Annotated in this window: 20 protein-coding genes; 12 read left to right on the top strand and 8 right to left on the bottom strand. The window is 70.7% G+C overall.

The window, feature by feature from the left end; genetic code table 11:
- Positions 1-125: 125 nt before the first annotated feature.
- The 5 genes from ABZO29_RS23770 to ABZO29_RS23750 are packed head-to-tail and all read right to left on the bottom strand — an operon-like array spanning position 126 to position 4641.
- The gene (locus ABZO29_RS23770) at positions 126-812 is read right to left on the bottom strand and encodes an ABC transporter (RefSeq protein ID WP_367322191.1); all 687 of its coding nucleotides are present in this window, start codon (positions 810-812) and stop codon (positions 126-128) included.
- The gene (locus ABZO29_RS23765) at positions 800-2341 is read right to left on the bottom strand and encodes an ABC transporter permease (protein ID WP_367322190.1); all 1542 of its coding nucleotides are present in this window, start codon (positions 2339-2341) and stop codon (positions 800-802) included. Before ABZO29_RS23765 ends, ABZO29_RS23770 begins: the two co-directional genes overlap by 13 nt.
- A complete protein-coding gene (locus tag ABZO29_RS23760) occupies positions 2338-3219 on the bottom strand; it encodes an ABC transporter ATP-binding protein (protein ID WP_367322189.1) in 882 nt (293 codons plus the stop codon). The genes ABZO29_RS23765 and ABZO29_RS23760 overlap by 4 nt, the downstream gene beginning before the upstream one ends.
- 46 nt (positions 3220-3265) lie before the next feature.
- Positions 3266-4102 carry a zf-HC2 domain-containing protein gene (locus ABZO29_RS23755; RefSeq protein WP_367322188.1) on the bottom strand — a complete coding sequence of 279 codons (837 nt, stop codon included), beginning with the start codon at positions 4100-4102 and terminating at the stop codon, positions 3266-3268.
- Entirely contained in the window at positions 4099-4641 is a 543-nt protein-coding gene (locus ABZO29_RS23750) for an RNA polymerase sigma factor (protein ID WP_367322187.1), read from the bottom strand. Before ABZO29_RS23750 ends, ABZO29_RS23755 begins: the two co-directional genes overlap by 4 nt.
- Positions 4642-4750: 109 nt before the next feature.
- Between ABZO29_RS23750 and ABZO29_RS23745 the strand changes: the two genes are divergently transcribed.
- From ABZO29_RS23745 to pstB, 11 genes are all read left to right on the top strand, one after another.
- Positions 4751-5140: a GntR family transcriptional regulator gene (locus ABZO29_RS23745; RefSeq protein ID WP_367322186.1), complete on the top strand. Its 390-nt coding sequence runs from the start codon at positions 4751-4753 to the stop codon at positions 5138-5140.
- Positions 5137-6030 carry an ABC transporter ATP-binding protein gene (locus ABZO29_RS23740; protein ID WP_367322185.1) on the top strand — a complete coding sequence of 298 codons (894 nt, stop codon included), beginning with the start codon at positions 5137-5139 and terminating at the stop codon, positions 6028-6030. The genes ABZO29_RS23745 and ABZO29_RS23740 overlap by 4 nt, the downstream gene beginning before the upstream one ends.
- A gap of 5 nt (positions 6031-6035) precedes the next feature.
- Complete coding sequence (locus tag ABZO29_RS23735) at positions 6036-7052, top strand: ABC transporter permease (RefSeq protein WP_367326216.1); 1017 nt, start codon at positions 6036-6038, stop codon at positions 7050-7052.
- On the top strand, positions 7049-7828 hold the full coding sequence (locus ABZO29_RS23730; protein WP_367322184.1) for a hypothetical protein: 780 nt from the start codon (positions 7049-7051) through the stop codon (positions 7826-7828). The genes ABZO29_RS23735 and ABZO29_RS23730 overlap by 4 nt, the downstream gene beginning before the upstream one ends.
- Before the next feature lie 223 nt (positions 7829-8051).
- Positions 8052-10397 carry an RNA degradosome polyphosphate kinase gene (locus ABZO29_RS23725; RefSeq protein ID WP_367322183.1) on the top strand — a complete coding sequence of 782 codons (2346 nt, stop codon included), beginning with the start codon at positions 8052-8054 and terminating at the stop codon, positions 10395-10397.
- Positions 10378-11490 carry a CHAD domain-containing protein gene (locus ABZO29_RS23720; RefSeq protein WP_367322182.1) on the top strand — a complete coding sequence of 371 codons (1113 nt, stop codon included), beginning with the start codon at positions 10378-10380 and terminating at the stop codon, positions 11488-11490. The genes ABZO29_RS23725 and ABZO29_RS23720 overlap by 20 nt, the downstream gene beginning before the upstream one ends.
- Positions 11491-11549: 59 nt before the next feature.
- The gene (locus tag ABZO29_RS23715; RefSeq protein ID WP_367322181.1) at positions 11550-11972 is read left to right on the top strand and encodes an NUDIX hydrolase; all 423 of its coding nucleotides are present in this window, start codon (positions 11550-11552) and stop codon (positions 11970-11972) included.
- A gap of 232 nt (positions 11973-12204) precedes the next feature.
- Positions 12205-13332 carry a phosphate ABC transporter substrate-binding protein PstS gene (gene pstS, locus ABZO29_RS23710; protein ID WP_367322180.1) on the top strand — a complete coding sequence of 376 codons (1128 nt, stop codon included), beginning with the start codon at positions 12205-12207 and terminating at the stop codon, positions 13330-13332.
- A gap of 133 nt (positions 13333-13465) precedes the next feature.
- Positions 13466-14470 (top strand): phosphate ABC transporter permease subunit PstC, encoded by a 1005-nt coding sequence (gene pstC, locus ABZO29_RS23705; RefSeq protein ID WP_367322179.1) that lies wholly within the window; start codon positions 13466-13468, stop codon positions 14468-14470.
- Entirely contained in the window at positions 14467-15528 is a 1062-nt protein-coding gene (pstA, locus tag ABZO29_RS23700; RefSeq protein ID WP_367322178.1) for a phosphate ABC transporter permease PstA, read from the top strand. Before pstC ends, pstA begins: the two co-directional genes overlap by 4 nt.
- Positions 15529-15568: 40 nt before the next feature.
- Positions 15569-16345 carry a phosphate ABC transporter ATP-binding protein PstB gene (gene pstB / locus ABZO29_RS23695; protein ID WP_367322177.1) on the top strand — a complete coding sequence of 259 codons (777 nt, stop codon included), beginning with the start codon at positions 15569-15571 and terminating at the stop codon, positions 16343-16345.
- Positions 16346-17299: 954 nt separating this feature from the next.
- Here the strand turns inward: pstB and ABZO29_RS23690 are convergent.
- Together ABZO29_RS23690 and ABZO29_RS23685 are read right to left on the bottom strand one after the other, a co-directional pair.
- Positions 17300-18298 (bottom strand): anion permease, encoded by a 999-nt coding sequence (locus ABZO29_RS23690; RefSeq protein ID WP_367322176.1) that lies wholly within the window; start codon positions 18296-18298, stop codon positions 17300-17302.
- A 9-nt stretch (positions 18299-18307) separates the two neighbouring features.
- Complete coding sequence (locus tag ABZO29_RS23685) at positions 18308-18928, bottom strand: DUF47 domain-containing protein (protein WP_367322175.1); 621 nt, start codon at positions 18926-18928, stop codon at positions 18308-18310.
- A 236-nt stretch (positions 18929-19164) separates the two neighbouring features.
- On the opposite strand from ABZO29_RS23685, the gene ABZO29_RS23680 reads away from it, so the two are divergent.
- Positions 19165-19542 carry a metal-sensitive transcriptional regulator gene (locus tag ABZO29_RS23680; protein WP_367322174.1) on the top strand — a complete coding sequence of 126 codons (378 nt, stop codon included), beginning with the start codon at positions 19165-19167 and terminating at the stop codon, positions 19540-19542.
- A gap of 67 nt (positions 19543-19609) precedes the next feature.
- On the opposite strand, the gene ABZO29_RS23675 is transcribed toward ABZO29_RS23680, so the two are convergent.
- Positions 19610-19789 (bottom strand): hypothetical protein, encoded by a 180-nt coding sequence (locus tag ABZO29_RS23675; RefSeq protein WP_367322173.1) that lies wholly within the window; start codon positions 19787-19789, stop codon positions 19610-19612.
- Positions 19790-19805 lie beyond the last annotated feature (16 nt).

Raw genomic sequence — 19805 nt, 5'->3', positions numbered from 1 at the left:
CCCCTCGCCGGAGCCTCCTCGGCACTCTCCGAGAAGGCGGTCTGGCTCGCGATCGAACGAGTCGACGGCACCACGGGAGGACGTCCCCGACTCCCGGTACCAGCGAAGGAAACCGTCTCCCCTTTTCAAGCCGCCCCCGACCGGCTGAGTATCGACGGCCTGCGTCGCAACGGCTCCGGTGTGTACATCGCGCTCACCGCCACCGTCACCCCCAGCACGGCCGCCCATCTCACCTGGATCTCCTCCCACCAGGGCTCGCCCGGGGTTCCCAGGAGTCCCCAGCGTTCCGGGACGACTATCACGACCGCGGCTGCGGTCGCCAGCCAAGTCGCCGCCTGCCTCCCCACTTTCGCCCCGTCCGTGAAGCGGACGGCGAGCGTCGAGAGGGACAGGGCGCAGGCTGCCATCGCCGCTGCCTCCAGCGTGGCCGGGCCGAGGGATGGGCGGGTCGGGCCGGGTATGAGGAGGACGGCCGCGGTCCACCACAGGGCCGCGAGCGGCACCATGAGGGCCAGGCGCAGGACGGTTCGGGCCGGGCGCGCCACCGGTGTCGTCGCGCTGGTGTTGCGGGCGGGGTCGTCGAGCAGGAAGGCCACTCCGAGCGCGCCGGTCAGTGCGGTGAGCCGGAGGACCACGAGGCCGACGTCGTCGCCCGGAGCCCGTTCCGGCAGGCGGGTGCACGCCGCGAGCAGCAGGCCCACTGCTCCGGTCGCCGGCAGCACTCGGCGGGGGAGGGTGCGCCACACCGGCGGTACCAGGGATCGGAGCAGCGCACCCGAGTCGGGCACCTGCCTCTCTTCTACTCCTCGCATGATTCCGCCCCCTTCGGCACCGCGACCCCCAGCAGCTTCGCCGCCTCCGCAGTCGATGTGTTCGGGGACGTCAGCTCCGTCCAGTGGGCCTTGACGCGGGCGGTCTCCTCGGCCCGCGGGCGGGCCAGCAGCTCGCGGAGCACCGTCGTCTGGTGCGCCGTCAGGCTCAGCGGCTCCGTGGGGGCCAGGATCACGCCTGAGCCATCGGTGCTGTCGTCGAGGCGCAGGTTCTGGAAGGTCGTCAGCGGGGTGGGGTCGGTGCCCAGGACCAGCCACATGATCGTCACTGCTCGGGCGTCGCACAGCTCCTGCGCCGCCGCTTCCTCCGAGCCGGTCACGAGGACCGAGGCGACTCCGACCGCGAACTCGGGGACGCGGTTGCCGCCCCAATGGGTGCCGACGGTCACCTGGTGGGGCGTGACGGAGGGGCTCAGGGCGCTGTCGGCCTCCACGCCGCTGCTGGTGTCTATGCGCTGACGGATCGTCAGTGCCGCTTCCGCCGCCGTGCCTCCCGCCGCGGACCGGACGCGGTCGACGACCCCGGCCCAGTCGGACCGCACGCCGTTCCACTCGGGGAAGGAGCAGTACGTCGACCCGCCGTACACGGTGCACGACTGGACCTTCTGGGGCGCCTCGGACGCCGTCCTGCGCGCCGCCTCCAGGGCCCCGTCGTCGCGCGGGAGCTGGCCGATCACACCAGCCGCGGTCGCCGCGAGGGCAAGGGCGGTCGCCGTTCTGATGGCGCGGGTGCGGCCGCCTGACAGCAGCAGCGCCGCGCAGATCACCAGGGCGCACAGCGCGGCCACGTACAGCGCGTGCCAGCCGGCGGAGCGGCCGAGCAGATCCGACGGGACCGGGTCGCCGCCGGAAGTGCCGGAGAAGACGACCGGTGAGAGCCAGCCCGTCCATGCGCCCTCGGACGCGGCCGCGGAGGCGACGGCGATGAGCAGGTACACGGCGAGCACGAAGGGTGCGAGGACGAAGGCGGTGGGCAGCAGACGGGCCAGCAGCACTCCCGTGACGCCGGCCAGCAGCACGGTCAGAGGGCCGACGGCCAGTTCACCGAGCGAGCCGTGGCCGATCGCGCCCGGCTTCAGCGCCTCCCGGAGGAACTGGGCGGCGACGACGACCGCGGTGAGTGCCGCGTACGGGACCACGGACAGTACGTGGGCGAGGGTGCGCCGCCAGGGGTCCATGGCCAGGACGTCGAACTGCTGGGCCGTGCCGTTCTTCCGTGAGCGCAGCGCGGCCGCGTTGGTGCAGATGAGCAGGGCGACGGCGAACAGGAGGGGTTCCCCCTGGGTGCTGCGGTCGACCGTGTTCAGGACGGGAAAGTCGTCCATGCCCTCCTGGTGCAGCAGCCGCCAGACGACGAGGACGACGTAGAGGGCGAAGATCAGCAGCACCGGGATCTGGAGCAGGAGTTCGCGGGCCTCGAAGCGGGCGAGAGCCAGGACGGCCGAGGCGCGGCGGCCCACGGGTGCGGGCTCCGTGGCCGTGGGCGCCGGCTGTGTGATCGTCGTCGTCATGCCCGTGCCTCCGCGGTCTCGCCGTCGAGGACGAGCAGGTAGCCGTCCTCCAGCGTGGGTTCGAGCAGGTCGGCTCCCGCCGGCGGGTCGCCGATGTTGCGGAACGTGCCGGTGCCGGTGCGCCAGCCCGCCCGCGCGCCCGGCTGCCGTTCTGTACTGCTCCACACCCGGCCGTTCGCGCGGGCGGTCAGTTCGGCGGGGGTTCCCTCGAAGTGGACGCGGCCGTGGGCCAGGACCACGACACGGTGGCAGAGCATCGCCACGTCCTCCGTCTGGTGGGTGGAGAGCAGCACCGTGCGGCCCTCGCCCGCCTGGGCGATCAACTCGCGGAAACGCATCCGCTGTTCCGGGTCCAGGCCGACCGTCGGCTCGTCCAGGACGAGGAAGCCGGGGTCGCCGACGAGCGCGGCGGCCAGGGCGACGCGCTGCCGCATCCCGCCGGACAGCCGCTTGATGCGCTTGCCGCGCACGGCCCCGAGGTCGACCGCCTCGAGCACGCGCGCCACCTCGCGGTGCCGGGCTCCTCGATCTGTCAGCTCCTTGAGGATCGCCACGTAGTCGACGAAGTCGAAGGCCGTGAAGTCCGGGTGGAAACCGGGTGTTTGCGGGAGGTAGCCGAGGGTGCGGCGCAGGGCCAGGCGGCCGGAGGCGGTGCCGGGGTCGTGGCCGAGGGCCGTGAACCCGCCCCGGTCGGGCGGTACGGCCGTGGCCAGCACGCGCAACAGGGTGGTCTTCCCCGCCCCGTTGGGGCCGAGCAGACCCGTGACGCCCCGGGTGAGCTGCAACGAGACACCGTCGAGGGCCCGGGTGCCGCCGTAGCGGAGGCTCAGGCCGGTCGCCGAGACCGTGCTGGGGCCGGTGGTGGATTCGGTGGTCATGTGAGGCTCCTGAAGGTCCGGTCGGCGGGCGGGGCGAGGGTCGTGGTCATGCGGCGCCCACGTCCCGGAAGCCCGCGACCGGCCGGGTGTCGAAGCGGTCCCGGGTGCGGTAGAGCAGCAGGGTGGCGAGGACCGCGACTGCTGCCGCGGTCGCCTGGCCGGCCGTCGTGTAGGGGGCGGGCGTGCTGTGCGCTCGGGCCTGCGCCACGATCAGCAGGGTCAGCCACGCGCCGCCGACCAGGGCGGGCGCGAGGACCGGGCCCAGCCGGGCGGTCAGCGCGAGGCCGGTCACGGTGAGGGCGAGGGCGGGGAGCAGCCAGGCCAGGGCGAGCAGCCCGTACGCCGGAAGGGCCAGAGTCGCCAGGCCGTTGAGCGCGAGACCGGCGGTCAGCACGGCAACGGTGCGGATCATCAGCAGCCGGAATCCGTGCAGCGGAGCGACGACGGCCATCTCGTACGCCGGGTCGAACGCGGAGCCGTACGACAGCGCGACCCCGAGGAGTGGCAGCAGCGGGGCGAGCGCGAGGAACAGCGCGGGCGAGTCGACCACGTGCACCGCCAGCACCGTCACGGCCAGGACCGACGTCACCGCCAGCAGCCAGGAGCGGCGCAGCACTGGTGTCGCGGTCAGCAGCCGAGCCGTGTGCTCGGCCACGCCGAGCCGCGTCAGCAGACCCTCGAACAGTCCGGGCCGCGGCGCGTCCAGTTCGGCGTCGAGCCGCTCCCAGCCGGCGTCCAGCGCGACCGGGTCGCTGAACTCCGCGAGACGAGCCCGGCAGTCGGCGCACGCGGTGAGATGCGTGTCGGCCGACCACAGCAGGGGCGGTGCCAGTTCGCCCCGCGTGTACGCACGCAGGTCTTCTTCGGCCACGTGCCACGTCATGCCAGCGCCTCCCGCAGTTGCTTGCGGGCACGCTGGGCCCGCGTCTTGACCGTGCCGGGCGGAATGCCGAGCAGGACGGCCGCTTCCCGAGTGGTGAGCCCGTCGATGACCGTCGCCTGCAGCACCGCCCGCAACTCCGGCGAGAGCCGGGTGAGGGCGCCGGCGAGGTCCCCGTGCTCCACCCCCGCGAGCACGCGTTCCTCCGCCGAGGCCTCGTCCCGGTGGCGCAGCCGCGCCAGGGCCTGCTTCAGCCGGCCCCGCGCCCCGTCGCCGCGCAGCGCGTCGACCAGGCGGCGCGAGCCGATGCGCCACAACCAACCAGCCGCGTCGCCTTCTTCGCGATAGCGGGCGGTCCCCCGCCACACCGCGAGGAACGTCTCCTGGACGACGTCGTCGACTATCCCGGCGTCGGCGCAGCGGCTGCGCATGCGCGCCGTCAGCCACGGCGCGTACCGCCGGTACAGCTCCTCGAAGGCGTGACGGTCCCCGTCCGCCGCGATGGATCGCAGCAGCTCCCCGTCGCTTCTCGTTTCGCTCACATCTCCTCATCGGACGAGCCCCGCCGATCGGTTCACACAAACACGCTTGACTTTCCGAGCAGTTGGCAACACCCTTTCACTACTCAATTAGTGAAAGGGTGGTTGTCCGATGGTCGAGTACCGCATCGACCGGCACAGCGGCGTGGCCACCTACGTCCAGATCGTCCAGCAGACCAAGCAGGCCCTGCGCCTGGGCCTGCTCGAGCCCGGCGACAAGCTGCCCACGGCCCGGGAGGTGGTGGAGGCGACCGCGATCAACCCCAACACCGTGCTGAAGGCCTACCGCGAGCTGGAACGCGAAGGGTTGGTCGAGGCACGGCGCGGGCTCGGCACCTTCGTGCGGCGCACACTGGGCACCGCACCCGCCGACGACTCCCCCCTGCTGGCCGAGTTGGACGCATGGGTGGACAAGGCCCGCAAGGCAGGCCTGGACCGGGACGACGTGGCCGCACTCTTCACTGCCGTACTCGACAAGCGATCCCAGGGAGACCCGTCATGACCGACACGGCCCTAGAGGCAGCCGCCCTCGGCAAGCGCTTCGGCCGGCGCGGAGGCTGGGCGCTGCGCGACTGCACGTTCCGGCTGCCCGCCGGGCGCGTCTGTGCCGTCGTCGGGCCCAACGGGGCCGGCAAGTCCACGCTCCTCGCGCTGGCCGCGGGCCTGCTGGCCCCCACCGAGGGCACGGTCACCGTGCTGGGCACGGACCCGGCGTCGGCACGCGCGCGCGTGGGCTTCGTCGCCCAGGACAAGCCGCTGTACCCGCAGCTCACCGTCGCCGAGACACTGCGCACGGGTGCCGATCTCAATCCCGGCCGCTGGGACGCGGCCGCCGCCGAACGCGTCGTCGCGGGAGGCGAGTTCTCCTCGAAGGCGAGGATCCGCACGCTCTCCGGCGGCCAGCGCACCCGGGTCGCCCTCGCCCTGGCCCTCGCCAAGCGGCCCGAACTGCTGCTCCTGGACGAGCCGATGGCCGATCTCGACCCGCTGGCCCGGCACGAGCTGATGGCCGGGCTGATGGCGCAGGCGGCCGAGTTCGGCACCACGATCGTGATGTCCTCGCACGTGGTCGCCGAACTGGAGGACTCCTGCGACCACCTGCTGCTGATCGGCGGCGGCAGGGTCCGCCTCGCGGGCGAGATCGACGACCTTCTTGCCGCGCACGCGCGCGTGTCCGGCCCCGCGGACACCGACCTCGAGCCGCACACCGTCGTCGAGTCCCGCACGACCGGCCGCCAGCTGACCGCCCTCGTGCGCCCGGCGGGCCCCCTCGGCGGCGGCTGGCGGGCGTCCGCGCCCTCCCTGGAGGAACTCGTCCTGTCGTACCTGCGCAGCCCCCAGGCCCCCGCCCTGACGCCGGTTCCCGCCGACACCGAGGAGACGCTCGCGTGACCACGCTGACCGCCCCCGCACCCGCACCCCGACTGCGGAAGGCTCCCGCACCGCACACGGTCCGCTGGCTGCTGCGCCTGCACCGTCCGGCCCTGTACCTGTGGACGGGTGCCCTCGTCGTGGTCGCGGCCGCGCTGCTGTGGCTTTGGGGTCCGCTCACCGACGCGGCGGCGGAGGCCTGGCGGCAGTACAACGCCTGCATCGAGAGCCAGAAGGCCTGCCGGTACGACCAGGCCGCGATCATCCGCTTCAAGGACGTATACCAGTACACGACCATGTTCGTCCTCGCCGTCCCGTTCCTGGTCGCCGCCTGGGCGGGCGCCGCGCTGACCGGCCGCGAACTGGAGACCGGCACAGCGCAGCTCGCCTGGACCCAGGCCGTCTCGCCGACCCGCTGGCTGGCCGCGAAGCTCGCCGTGCCGGCGACGCTGATCACCGGGGGCACCGGTCTGTTGGTCCTGCTGCACCACCTGGCGTGGTCGGCGGGCGACGGCCCCATCGACCACGCCAAGACCTGGTACGACTCCGCGACCTTCTACGCCAACGGCCCCATCACGGTCGCCCTGGCCCTCGCGGGCCTCGCCGCCGGAGCCCTCGCGGGGGTGCTCCTGCGCCGCTCCCTGGCCGCGCTCGTCACCGCCGTCATCGCCGTGGCGGGGCTGTGGACCGCCCTCGCGGTGGCCCTGCCCCACCTCTGGCCCGCCGCCACCACCGTCAGCAGCCTCCAGTACGACCCCTCGGGCGAGGGCATCGACGTCGGCACGGGCCTGATCACGTCGAGCGGTGCCCGCATCGCCGACCCGCAGTGCGGCAGCAGCATCATCCCGGAGTGCCGCGACACGTACGCCCGGCTCGACGCCGTGAGCTACTACCACGACTACCACCCGAGGTCACACTTCTGGCCCCTGCAGCTCACCGCGACCGGCCTCCTCCTTGCCGTCGCCGCCCTGCTGGCCGTGACCGCGTTCGCCCTGCTGCGCCGCCGCACCGGCGTCCCCGCCCCCCGGAGGGCCGCCGCATGAGCGCCGCAGCAGGCCGTGGACTGTCCCGGACGATCCTGCGCCTGCACCGTACGGCCCTGATCGTCTGGGGCGCCTTCGTCGCCGGCATGGTCGCCTGGCTGGTGTGGCTCAACGACGTGACCGCGGTCTCCGTCCACGCGGCGCAGGCAGCATGCCGTGCCGTCGAGACCTGCGACCCGTTCACCTTCCTCGACTACAGCCGGCCGACCAGCTGGATCAGCACGTTCATCTGCTACAGCTTCCTCGCCGTCGCCGCCTGGGCGGGCGCCGCCCTGATAGGCCGCGAGCTGGAGCTCGGCACCGCACAGCTCGCCTGGACCCAGGCCGTCACCCCCACCCGCTGGCTCGCCGCCAAGCTCGCCCTGCCCGCGCTGGCGCTCACCCTCGGCGGCACGGCCCTGGTGCTGGCGTTCCGCTGGGGCTGGGCCGCCCACCGCGACCTGATGGGCGACGACTGGACCTTCCCCGACGTGTTCGTGGCGCGCGGCCCGGCGACGGTGGCGTACGCGCTGTGCGCCCTCGCGGTCGGCACCCTCACCGGGCTCGTGCTGCGCCGTGCCCTGCCCGCCCTGGGCGTCTCCCTCGCCGTGATGTGGACGCTCAACTTCCTCCTGGAGCGCCGGCGCGAGGCCCAGTGGCCGACGGCGACCCGTACCCACCCGCCGCAGTCCGACTTCTGGCCCCTCCACCTCGAGGAGACCGGCATCGTCCTGGCCGTGGCCGCCCTGACGGTCGCCCTCGCCTTCCGGCTGCTGCGCCGCCGCACCGCCGCCTGAGGTCCCGTCACTCCCGTACGCCCCTCCACCGAGGGGAGGGGCGTACGGTCGTACTGTCAGAGTCGTACGGTGGTGCCGTCCCGTCACAGTCGTACGGCGGTATTCCCGCCTGCGCAGAGCGACGGACCGGCCCCGCGCGTAGACCCCCGCGAGCCGCCCCCCGCTATCCCGCACGCCATGTCTCCGTAACCGCCGGTTAAGACGGGCTTGCGACGCTCGGCCAATGAACCCCGCCGTGCCCGAGCCCTCGCCGCCCCCCGTGGGGAACGCCGCCGCGCTCCCGCCCGCACTCTCCGACGCGCCCATCATGCTCGCGGCGCGGAAGAATGGGTCCATGAGCCAGTCAGATGCCCAGGCAACGGTCCAGCACCCCCAGCCCTCCGTGGGCTCCATAGCCGCGCACCGTCCGCACACCGTGTCGGCGGCCGTGGTCTCCGACCTGGAACCCGACATCGACGCCGACCTCGATGCCTACGAGGAGTCGCACGTCGAGGGCTTGCAGCTGCCCCAGGGCCGTTTCCTCGACCGGGAACGCAGCTGGCTCGCGTTCAACGAGCGCGTCCTCGAACTGGCCGAGGACCCGAACACGCCCCTCCTCGAACGGGCGAACTTCCTGGCGATCTTCGCCAGCAACCTGGACGAGTTCTTCATGGTCCGGGTGGCCGGCCTGAAGCGCCGTATCGCCACCGGCGTGGCGACCCGCTCCGCCTCCGGTCTGCAGCCGCGCGAAGTACTGGAGATGATCTGGGCCCGCTCCCGCGAGCTGATGGCCCGGCACGCCGCCTGCTACCACGAGGACGTCGCCCCCGCCCTCGCGGAGGAGGGCATCCACCTGGTCCGCTGGAGCGAGCTGACGGAGAAGGAGCAGGCCCGCCTGTTCACCCTGTTCCGGCACCAGATCTTCCCGGTGCTCACCCCGCTCGCCGTCGACCCCGCGCACCCCTTCCCGTACATCTCGGGTCTGTCGCTGAACCTCGCGGTCGTCGTACGCAACCCGGTCAGCGGCCACAAGCACTTCGCGCGCGTCAAGGTGCCGCCGCTGCTGTCCCGCTTCCTGGAGGCCGCGCCCGGCCGGTACGTGCCGCTCGAGGACGTCATCGCCGCGCACCTGGAAGAGCTGTTCCCGGGCATGGAGGTCCTGGAGCACCACGCCTTCCGCCTCACCCGCAACGAGGACCTGGAGGTCGAGGAGGACGACGCCGAGAACCTGCTCCAGGCCCTGGAGAAGGAGCTCATGCGGCGCCGCTTCGGGCCGCCGGTGCGCCTGGAGGTCGAGGAGTCCATCGACCGCGAGGTGCTCGACCTGCTGGTGCGGGAGCTGAAGATCAGCGAGGCAGAGGTGTACCCGCTGCCGGGGCCCCTGGACCTCACCGGCCTCTTCCGCATCCACGGCCTCGACCGTCCCGAGCTGAAGTACCCGAAGTTCATCGCGGGCACCCACCGCGACCTCGCCGAGGTCGAGTCGGCGTCCCCGCCCGACATCTTCGCGGCCCTGCGCAGCCGGGACGTGCTGCTGCACCACCCCTACGACTCCTTCTCCACCTCCGTCCAGGCCTTCCTGGAGCAGGCGGCGAACGACCCGGACGTCCTCGCGATCAAGCAGACGCTGTACCGGACCTCCGGCGACTCCCCCATAGTCGACGCGCTGATCGAGGCCGCCGAGTCCGGCAAGCAGGTCCTCGTCCTGGTCGAGATCAAGGCCCGCTTCGACGAGCACGCCAACATCAAGTGGGCGCGCAAACTGGAGGAGGCCGGCTGTCACGTCGTATACGGCCTGGTCGGGCTGAAGACCCACTGCAAGCTGTCGCTGGTGGTGCGGCAGGAGGGCGACACGCTCCAGCGCTACAGCCACGTCGGCACCGGCAACTACCACCCGAAGACGGCCCGCCTCTACGAGGACCTCGGCCTGCTCACGGCGGACCAGCAGGTCGGCGCGGACCTCTCGGACCTCTTCAACCGCCTGTCCGGCTACTCGCGCCGCGAGACCTACCGCCGGCTCCTGGTCGCCCCCAAGTCGCTCCGGGACGGCCTGATCGCGCGGATCAACAAGGAGGCCCAGCACCACCGCGCCGGGCGTCCCGCCTTCATCCGCATCAAGGTCAACTCGATGGTCGACGAGGCGACCATCGACGCCCTGTACAGCGCGTCCCAGGCGGGAGTGCCGGTCGACATCTGGGTGCGCGGCATCTGCGCGGTGCGCCCCGGCGTCACGGGCCTGTCGGAGAACATCCGGGTCCGCTCCATCCTCGGCCGCTTCCTCGAGCACTCCCGCGTGTTCGCCTTCGGCAACGGCGGCGAGCCCGAGGTGTGGTTCGGCAGCGCCGACATGATGCACCGCAACCTCGACCGCCGTATCGAGGCCCTGGTCCGGGTCACCGACCCGGCCCACCGAGCCGCCCTCAACCGGCTCCTCGAAACCGGCATGTCCGACAGCACCGCGTCCTGGCACCTGGGCCCGGACGGCGAGTGGAACCGGCACGCGACCGACGCGGACGGACAGCCCCTGCGCAACGTTCAGGAGATGCTCATAGACGCCCGGAGGCGCCGGCGTGGCACAGCAACACCTTGACCCGACGGATCCCACGGCCGGGGCTGTCACCGGGGACGCCCTCGCGGCCTACCTGCGGGCCCAGGCCACGGAGTTCCTCCGCGCGCTGCGGCTGCACCGGGAGACCGGCGGCTCGTCGAACGGCGCGGAGGGGTCCGTCGACGCGACCCGCGCCCTGCGCCGCTCGGCCCGCCGCATCAGCGGCAGCCTGCACACCTTCCGCCCCCTGCTGGATGCGGCCTGGTCCGAGGAGATCCGCCCCGAACTGGCCTGGCTTTCGGGCACGTTGGCACTGGAACACGCGTACGGGGCCCGACTGGAACGGCTGTTGCTGGCACTGCACCGGTTGTCGGGCTCGGTGGTACTGCCCGCACAAGGGGACGTGGCGGACGTAGCCGTGGGCAGTCGTGCCGCCGGGGCGGCGCCCGTCCCACCGCCGGCGGCTCCCGGCACCGCCGGCCCCCCGACCCACCCGCCCACGACGGAACGGGGCAACCTGACGGTCGGCGCGGCAAAAGCCGGCGCCCTGCTCGAACGCCAGCTGACGCTGGCCCGGACCCGAGCCCACTCCACCGCCCTCACGGCTCTCGGCTCCTCCCGCTTCCACGCCGTCGCGGACAAGGTCGCCGTACTGGCCAGCGAAGTCCCTCTCACCCCCACGGCCCTCACCACCGACCTCAACCCCCTGGCCGCCGCGGCCGAGGACCGCCTCACCGACGCCGTCACCGCGCTCCCCCTCGTCACCGCCGGCCACCCCTACAACGCGGAGGCGCTGATCCACGGCCTCTCCCCGGACCCGTCCCCGCACCCGCAGGACGCGCCCTGGCACCAGGTCCGCCTCCTGCTGCGCCTGCACCGGTACACCCGTGAGGTCCTGTACGGCGGCAACACGCCCGCCGACATACGTCTGCTCACGGCCGGCCAGGCCCTGAACCGCCATCGCGACGCCTCGGAGGCTGCGGGCGCCGCGGCCCAGGCGGCCCGTACGCCCCGCATCGCCCCGGCGACGGCCTACGCGCTCGGCGTGCTCCACGCGGACCAGCGCCACGAGGTGGAGGCGGCACGGTTCGCGTTCCAGCAGTGCTGGCAGAAGCAGGCGGTGAGCACCTCCTGACCGACCTCACCGCGCACCACCACCCACAAGGACCCCGCATCCAGAAAGGGTGACCACCGGTGACTCATGCGAACGACACCACCGTCCTCGCGTCCGGCTGCGTTCTGTGGCGGCGCTCCCCGGTCGACGGCGAGTTGGAGGTCTGTCTCGTCCACCGACCGAAATACGACGACTGGTCCCACCCGAAGGGCAAGCTCAAGCGCGGCGAGGACCCCGTCGCCGGGGCGGTGCGCGAGGTCGAGGAGGAGACCGGCTACCGGGCCGTGCTCGGCGCCGAGCTGCCCACCCTCCGCTATCCGGCGAGCGGCCGCCCGAAGGAGGTCCGCTACTGGGCGGCCCAGGCCGTCGAGGGCTCCTTCACCCCGAACACCGAGGTGGACCGCATCCTGTGGCTCCCTCCCACGGCCGCACGAAACCGCCTCACCCAACCGAGGGACCGCGACCTCGTGGACGCTCTGCTGGATGCCCTGCACCTGACATAGTCCGGTCACGGCCCGGGACAACGCCGTGTCCTCGACGTAAGCGTTCCGTGACCTAACCACACCGTCCTCAGGGGTTCACCCCCCGTTCACTTACGGCCGTAGGCGCCTTCACCTGATCTGCCTAATTTCGGCCTTACGCGGTGCGGACCGCGACCTGCAGGACGCGTCCGCACAACCCAGACATCGCACGCCGCCGAATCAGGCCGGCGGCTCCTGGAAGGATCTCCCTCAAGTGAAGCTTCAGCGCATGAACCGGCGGGCCCTCGCTCTCGGTGCTCTCGCCGTCTCCGGCGCCCTGGCCCTCACGGCGTGCGGCTCCGACGACACCGGCGGCAACAGCGGCGGCAACACGGCCTCCGCGACCGCGGGCGCGAGCGACATCAAGTGTGACGACGCCAAGGGCCAGCTGCTCGCCGACGGCTCGTCCGCGCAGAAGAACGCGATCGACGCCTGGGTCAAGAACTTCACCCAGGCCTGCTCCGGCGTCCAGATCAACTACAAGGGCGGCGGCTCCGGCGCCGGCGTCACCGCGTTCACGCAGGGCCAGGTCGCCTTCGCCGGCTCGGACTCCGCGCTGAAGCCCGAGCAGGTCACCGAGTCCAAGTCCGTCTGCTCCGGCGGTCAGGGCATCGACCTCCCGATGGTCGGCGGCCCGATCGCCGTCGCCTACAAGCTGGACGGCGTGGACAACCTGGTCCTGGACGCCCCGACCATCGCCAAGATCTTCGACAGCAAGATCACCAAGTGGAACGACCCGGCGATCGCGAAGCTGAACCCCGACGCGAAGCTCCCCGACCTGAAGATCCAGGCGTTCCACCGCTCGGACGAGTCCGGCACCACGGACAACTTCACCAAGTACCTGATCGCCACCACCCCGGACAACTGGAAGTACGAGGGCGGCAAGGCCTGGCAGGCCAAGGGCGGCCAGGCCGCGTCGGGCTCCTCCGGCGTCGCCCAGGGTGTGAAGTCCACCAACGGCGCGATCGGCTACATGGAGCTGTCCTACGCCAAGGACCTGTCCGTGGTCGCCCTCAACACGGGCGCCGCCACCCCGGTCAAGGCCTCCACCGACGGTGCCACCAAGGCCATCGCGGACGCCCAGGTCGTCGGCACCGGCAGCGACCTGTCCCTGAAGATCAACTACGCGACCAAGGCCGAGGGCGCCTACCCGATCACCCTGGTCACGTACGAGATCGTCTGCGACAAGGGCAACAAGGCCGCCACCCTGCCGGGCACCAAGGCGTTCCTGCGCTACATCGCCAGCGAGCAGGGTCAGAGCATCCTCTCCGGGATCGGCTACGCCCCGATCCCGGCCGACATCATCGCCAAGGTCCGCACCACCATCGAGGGCCTGAGCTGATCTGAAGGTGCGGTCCGATCCGGGAAACCGGCATCGGACCGCACCGTCCGGTGCACCGCCGCCAGGAGCCGTACATGGCGTACGGCTCCATCGAGCCGCTCACACCGTGTGGCTCCGCAGACCGGAGAACCCGATGGACATATCGACACAGAACACACAATCTCCCCCCACGCCCCGGGCGACGGAAGCCGAGCAGAAGCGCGCGGCCCGCGGCACCACCCGGCCCGGTGACCGTGTCTTCCTCGGTCTCACCCGAGGGTCGGGCATTCTGCTGCTGGTGATCATGGCCGCGATCGCGGTCTTCCTCACCTGGCGAGCCGCCGTCGCCATCAGCAAGGACGACGCCAACTTCCTGACCACCTTCGAGTGGAACACCGGCGTGAACCCGCCGAAGTTCGGCATTGCCGTGCTGGCCTTCGGCACGATCGTCTCCTCGGTCATCGCCATGGTCATCGCGGTCCCCATCGCCGTCGCCATCGCGCTGTTCCTCACGCACTACGCCCCGCGCCGGCTGAGCGGCCCCATCGCGTACGTGATCGACCTGCTCGCCGCCGTTCCGTCCATCGTGTACGGCCTGTGGGGCGCCCTGATCCTCGTACCGCACCTCGACGGCCTGTTCGGCTGGCTGAACGACTACCTCGGCTGGACCGGCATCTTCTCCTGGGACGAAGGCGCCCCGCGCTCGATGTTCACCGTGGGCATCCTGCTGGCGATCATGATCCTGCCGGTCATCACCAACGTCAGCCGCGAGGTCTTCCGCCAGGTCCCGCAGATGCACGAGGAGGCGGCCCTGGCCCTCGGCGCCACCCGCTGGGAAGTGATCCGCATGGCGGTCCTGCCCTTCGGCCGCTCCGGCGTGATCTCCGCCTCGATGCTCGGCCTGGGCCGCGCACTCGGCGAGACGATGGCCGTCGCCACCGTCCTCTCCCCGGACTTCCTGATCCACGCCAGCCTGCTCAACCCGGGCGGCGGCACCTTCGCCCAGAACATCGCCAGCAAGTTCAGCGAGGCGACGGAGTTCGGCCGTGACGCGCTCATCGCCTCCGGCCTGGTCCTGTTCGTCATCACCCTGCTGGTCAACGGCGCGGCCCGCGCGATCATCGCCCGCCGCAAGGAGTACTCGGGGGCCAACGCATGAGCCACGCAGCCGTCACCGACAAGCGCCCCAGCACCCTGCAGGGCGCCAGCCTCCCGAAGTGGAGCCCGTGGGCCATCGCAGCCGGTTCGATCGCGCTGGGCCTCGGCATCAGCGCCGCCGCCGGCCTGGGCAGCAACATCCAGTGGGCCCTGATCGCCGGCGTGCTCTTCGTCCTCGGCACCTACGTCATCGCGGCCCGCGTCGAAGGCCGCCGCCAGGCGAAGGACCGCATCGCGACCAGCCTCGTCTGGGTCGCCTTCCTGCTGGCCGTCGTGCCGCTCGCCTCCCTGGTGTGGGCGACCGTGCAGCGCGGTGTGAAGGTCCTCGACGTCTACTTCCTGACCCACTCCATGGGCGTCGTCGCCGACAGCGAGCCGGGCGGCGGCATCTACCACGCCATCATCGGCAGCCTCGAGCAGGTCGGCCTCGCCACCGTGATCGGCGCGCCCATCGGCGTGCTCACCGCCATCTACCTGGTGGAGTACGGGCGCGGCAACCTCGCCCGGGCCGTCACCTTCTTCGTCGACGTCATGACCGGCATCCCGTCGATCGTCGCGGGTCTGTTCATCCTCAGCATCATGCTGATCTTCGACATGCAGCCCTTCGGCTTCGCCGGCTCGCTCGCCCTGGCGATCCTGATGATGCCGGTGGTCGTCCGCTCCACGGAGGAGATGCTCAAGCTCGTGCCGAACGAGCTGCGCGAGGCCTCCCTCGCCCTGGGCGTCCCGAAGTGGCGCACGATCCTGAAGGTGGTCGTGCCGACCTCCATCGGCGGCATCATCACCGGCGTCATGCTGGCCGTCGCCCGAATCGCCGGCGAGACGGCTCCGGTACTGCTGCTCGTCTTCGGCAACCCGTTCATCAACAACAACCCCTTCGAGGGTGCGCAGGCGTCGCTGCCGCTGTACATCTATCAGCAGTACGCGCAGAGCGCGGGTTCGCAACCGGCGTACGACCGTGCCTGGGCGGCGTCACTCACGCTGATCGCCTTCGTGATGATCCTCAACCTGGTGGCCCGCGGCATCGCCCGCTGGAAGGCCCCGAAGACCGGTCGCTGACGCGGCCACAGCGACTGATCCCGGAAGTGAAGTAGAAGACATGGCCAAGCGAATTGACGTCAGCGGACTGACCGCCTATTACGGCTCCCACAAGGCGATCGAGGACATCTCGATGACCGTCGAGCCCCGCTCGGTGACGGCCTTCATCGGCCCCTCCGGCTGCGGTAAGTCGACGTTCCTGCGCACCCTGAACCGTATGCACGAGGTCACCTCGGGCGGCCGGGTGGAGGGCAAGGTCCTCCTCGACGACGAGGACCTGTACGGCGCCGGCATCGACCCGGTGGCGGTCCGCCGCGAGGTGGGCATGGTGTTCCAGCGCCCGAACCCGTTCCCCACGATGTCGATCTTCGACAACGTGGCGGCGGGTCTGCGCCTCAACGGCAGCTACAAGAAGAGCGAACTGTCGGACATCGTCGAGAGGTCCCTCAAGGGCGCGAACCTCTGGAACGAGGTGAAGGACCGCCTGAACAAGCCGGGCTCCGGCCTGTCCGGCGGCCAGCAGCAGCGTCTGTGCATCGCCCGTGCCATCGCGGTCGAGCCGAAGGTCCTGCTGATGGACGAGCCCTGCTCCGCCCTGGACCCGATCTCCACCCTCGCCATCGAGGACCTGATCGGCGAGCTGAAGGAACGCTTCACGATCGTCATCGTCACGCACAACATGCAGCAGGCGGCGCGTGTCTCGGACCGCACGGCCTTCTTCAACCTCGCGGCGGTCGGCCAGCCCGGCAAGCTGATCGAGATCGACGACACGGAACGCATCTTCTCCAACCCGTCGGTCCAGGCGACGGAGGACTACATCTCGGGCCGCTTCGGCTAGGCCTCCACCAACCCCTCGCGGTGCTGCATGGCGGTGCCACCGCGAGGCCGATAAAGGGCCCGCCCCTGGCTCCCGGGGGCGGGCCCGTCGTCTTGCTGCTCATTTCGCGGCCACCGGAGTCGGAAGGCAGGTTCGGGACGCCCCGCTCCCTGTCCGACCGAGTCGAAGGTTGCCGACTCACTTCTCCTCGACCGACCAGGCCGGCGGCTCACAGCCGGCCCACGCCTCGACCGCCCGAGCCGGTGGCGCTTCGGGGGCCCACACCTCGACCGACCAAGCGAACCAGCGGCCAAGCCGCTGCGATCCCGTCCCCGATGCCGGCAGCACAGCCGCCCACGGTCGTGTCCCGCCAAGTGGTGTAGCCGCGATCACGACGAAGATGCAGGTCGTACACGTCGTCGGTCGGCTCGGCACTAGCCTCTGACTCACCATCAGATGGGAGTTGCGGTCGCCACAGCCGGCACGGAGGCCCACGGCCCTGGTCTTGGCGAACGCCGTGTCACCGTCGGCAACGCTGGGCCGCCGGCACCATCGAATGACGCGCCGTCAGGTCTGGGTGGTCGGCGGGCGCTGAATTCGAGCTATGACCTGGTCTTTCGCCGTGATAGGCGCTACACCACTCGGCGGGACACCATCCCACCCACCCCCCGACCGACCAAACCGACGGCTCACAACCGACCCACACCTCGCCCAACCGAGCCGACCCGCGCACAGCCGCCCACTTCTCCGCCGACCAAGTCCGGTGCAGGCCGGTCGTAAACCCCCTGACCGACCGAAACGGTCGCGGGTCCGAGGGCTCACCCCTTGACCGACCGAATCCACCGCCGCCCCGACCCCACACTTCCTGCCCAACGGAGCCGACCCGCAGATCAGTCGCCCACTTCTGGGCCGACCTAGTCGGGTGTGGGTGGGCACAAGCCGGGGGTCCAGGGGCGGGAGCCCCTCGTACGACGGCTAGAGGAACGCCAGGTTCACAACGCCGAAGGCCAGCGCAGCCACCACCGCGGCCGCCGGCATCGTGATGAACCACCCCAGCACGATGTTCTTGGCGACGCCCCACCGCACGGCGTTCACCCGCTTCGTCGCCCCCACACCCATGATCGCCGACGTGATCACATGCGTCGTCGAGATCGGCGCCTTGAACAGGAACGCCGTGGTGAACATGATCGACGCCCCCGTCGTCTCCGCCGCAAACCCCTGCGGCGGATCCAGCTCGATGATCTTCCGCCCCAGCGTCCGCATGATCCGCCACCCACCGGCATACGTCCCCAGCGAGAGCATCACCGCGCACGCGATCTTCACCCACACCGGGATCGGATCCCCGTACGTCTCGACATCCGCGATGACCAGCGCCATCACCACGATGCCCATCGTCTTCTGCGCGTCCTGCAGACCGTGCCCCAGCGCCATCCCCGCGGCCGACACCGTCTGCGCTATCCGAAACCCGCGCTTCGCCTTGTGCGGATTCGCCTTCCGGAAGATCCACAGGATCGCCGTCATCACCAGGTAGCCCACGACCAGACCCACCACCGGCGACACGAACATCGGAATGACGATCTTCTCCAGCACCCCGTCCCAGTACACGGTCGTACCCCCCGCGAGGGCGGCCCCCACCATGCCGCCGAACAACGCGTGCGAGGACGACGAGGGCAGACCGAAGTACCAGGTGATGAGGTTCCACGTGATCGCGCCGACGAGCGCGGCGAAGAGGATCCCCATCCCCTTCGACCCGTGGGGCGTCTCGATCAGCCCCTCACTGACGGTCTTGGCGACCCCGGACCCCAGAAAGGCACCGCCGAGATTCATCACCGCGGCCATGAGCAGCGCGGCCCGCGGCGTCAGTGCCCGCGTCGACACGGACGTGGCGATCGCGTTCGCCGAGTCGTGGAAGCCGTTGGTGTACGTGAAGAACAGCGCGACCATGATGGTCACGACCAGAGCGAAGGTGTCCATGGACGGGCCTCAGGACTCCTTGACGGCGATGGTCTCCACCGTGTTCGCCACGTGCTCGAAGGCGTCCGCCGCCTCCTCCAGCACATCCACGATCTGCTTGAGCTTCAGCACCTCTATGGCGTCGTACTTGCCGTTGAAGAGGTGGGCGAGCAGCTTGCGGTGGATCTGGTCGGCCTGGTTCTCGAGCCGGTTGACCTCGATCCAGTACTCGGTCAGGTTCTCCATCGTCCGCAGATTCGGCATCGCCTCCGCCGTCAGTTCGGCGGCCCGGGCCAGCACCTCGATCTGCTGCTCGACGCCCTTCGGCAGTTCCTCGACGTTGTAGAGGACGACCAGGTCGACGGCCTCCTCCATGAAGTCCATGATGTCGTCGAGGGACGACGCGAGCGCGTAGATGTCCTCACGGTCGAACGGCGTGATGAACGAGGAGTTCAGCTGGTGGAAGATCGCGTGCGTGGCATCGTCACCTGCGTGTTCCGCGGCCCGCATACGCTCTGCGATCTCGGCCCGGGCGGAGGCGTCCGCCCCGAGCAGTTCCATCAGGAGTTTCGAGCCGGTGACGATGTTGTCCGCGGATGCGGCGAACATGTCGTAGAAGCTCGTCTCCCTGGGGGTCAGACGAAAGCGCACGTGGGGTCCTCGGTATGCATCGGTTTCGGTCAGGCTGATGCTAGGCGCATCATCCGGCCAGGGCTATCGGGCCGCCCCCAGTGTCGCCCATCGGACAGGGCGGTCGACACGGGGGCCGCCCGGTGGTCCAGTCCACAGCACGTCCCCGGCCTCAGCGCCAGGCATCGGCCAAGGGCCCTATACCCAGCAGAGTTCGGTACGATATACCCAGTAGGGGTATATCTCTGGAGGACGCGATGACGACCACCGAGGCCGGCGCGGGTGCGCCCTCCACGGCCGCCGCTGATGTGACCGAAAACGCAGTTGACATCGTGACGGATCACGACCGTGGTGTGCACGGATACCACAAGCAGAAGGACGAACACCTCAAACGCCTGCGCCGGATCGAGGGCCAGATCCGCGGTCTGCAGCGCATGGTCGACGAGGACGTCTACTGCATCGACATACTCACCCAGGTGTCCGCTTCCACCAAGGCCCTGCAGTCCTTCGCCCTGCAGCTGCTGGAGGAGCACCTGCGCCACTGCGTGGCGGACGCGACCCTCAAGGGCGGCGCCGAGATCGACGCGAAGGTGGAGGAGGCGACGAAGGCGATCGGGCGGCTGTTGCGGACCTGATGCCCCGCGATCCGAGGTCGACGAAGTGAGGCGCGGCGGACCCTGCCGCGCCTCCGGGTATGAGGGCCTACGCTTCCCTGTCCCCTCGGGCTCGCTCTTCGGCCACTTTCAGCACCTCGTCGATGCTCTCCAGGCTGAGCCGGTCCTCGGCGGCCGAGGCCGCGATGATCAGGTCGCCGCACAGCTCGATCTCGGCGAGGGCCACGTGGTCCTGAACTGCCGTACCGCCGACCGGAGCCACGTGCATCACCTCTTCTCTGCCG

Origin of the sequence: Streptomyces sp. HUAS ZL42 (genome assembly GCF_040782645.1) — a bacterium.
In the GTDB taxonomy this organism is placed as follows: domain Bacteria; phylum Actinomycetota; class Actinomycetes; order Streptomycetales; family Streptomycetaceae; genus Streptomyces.
The sequence above is the reverse complement of the archived record's forward strand: the minus strand, read 5'-3'. Positions and strand labels throughout refer to the sequence as shown.

Bases quoted from the DNA above. Each gene is read 5' to 3' on its own strand.
- ABZO29_RS23755 (WP_367322188.1), bottom strand. From the start codon at position 4,102: ATGACGTGGCACGTGGCCGAAGAAGACCTGCGTGCGTACACGCGGGGC.
- ABZO29_RS23680 (WP_367322174.1), top strand. From the start codon at position 19,165: ATGACGACCACCGAGGCCGGCGCGGGTGCGCCCTCCACGGCCGCCGCT.
- ABZO29_RS23725 (WP_367322183.1), top strand. From the start codon at position 8,052: ATGAACCCCGCCGTGCCCGAGCCCTCGCCGCCCCCCGTGGGGAACGCC.
- ABZO29_RS23675 (WP_367322173.1), bottom strand. From the start codon at position 19,789: ATGCACGTGGCTCCGGTCGGCGGTACGGCAGTTCAGGACCACGTGGCC.
- pstC (WP_367322179.1), top strand. From the start codon at position 13,466: ATGGACATATCGACACAGAACACACAATCTCCCCCCACGCCCCGGGCG.
- ABZO29_RS23690 (WP_367322176.1), bottom strand. From the start codon at position 18,298: ATGGACACCTTCGCTCTGGTCGTGACCATCATGGTCGCGCTGTTCTTC.
- ABZO29_RS23760 (WP_367322189.1), bottom strand. From the start codon at position 3,219: ATGACCACCGAATCCACCACCGGCCCCAGCACGGTCTCGGCGACCGGC.
- ABZO29_RS23770 (WP_367322191.1), bottom strand. From the start codon at position 812: ATGCGAGGAGTAGAAGAGAGGCAGGTGCCCGACTCGGGTGCGCTGCTC.
- ABZO29_RS23730 (WP_367322184.1), top strand. From the start codon at position 7,049: ATGAGCGCCGCAGCAGGCCGTGGACTGTCCCGGACGATCCTGCGCCTG.
- ABZO29_RS23765 (WP_367322190.1), bottom strand. From the start codon at position 2,341: ATGACGACGACGATCACACAGCCGGCGCCCACGGCCACGGAGCCCGCA.
- ABZO29_RS23745 (WP_367322186.1), top strand. From the start codon at position 4,751: ATGGTCGAGTACCGCATCGACCGGCACAGCGGCGTGGCCACCTACGTC.
- pstB (WP_367322177.1), top strand. From the start codon at position 15,569: ATGGCCAAGCGAATTGACGTCAGCGGACTGACCGCCTATTACGGCTCC.
- pstA (WP_367322178.1), top strand. From the start codon at position 14,467: ATGAGCCACGCAGCCGTCACCGACAAGCGCCCCAGCACCCTGCAGGGC.
- ABZO29_RS23740 (WP_367322185.1), top strand. From the start codon at position 5,137: ATGACCGACACGGCCCTAGAGGCAGCCGCCCTCGGCAAGCGCTTCGGC.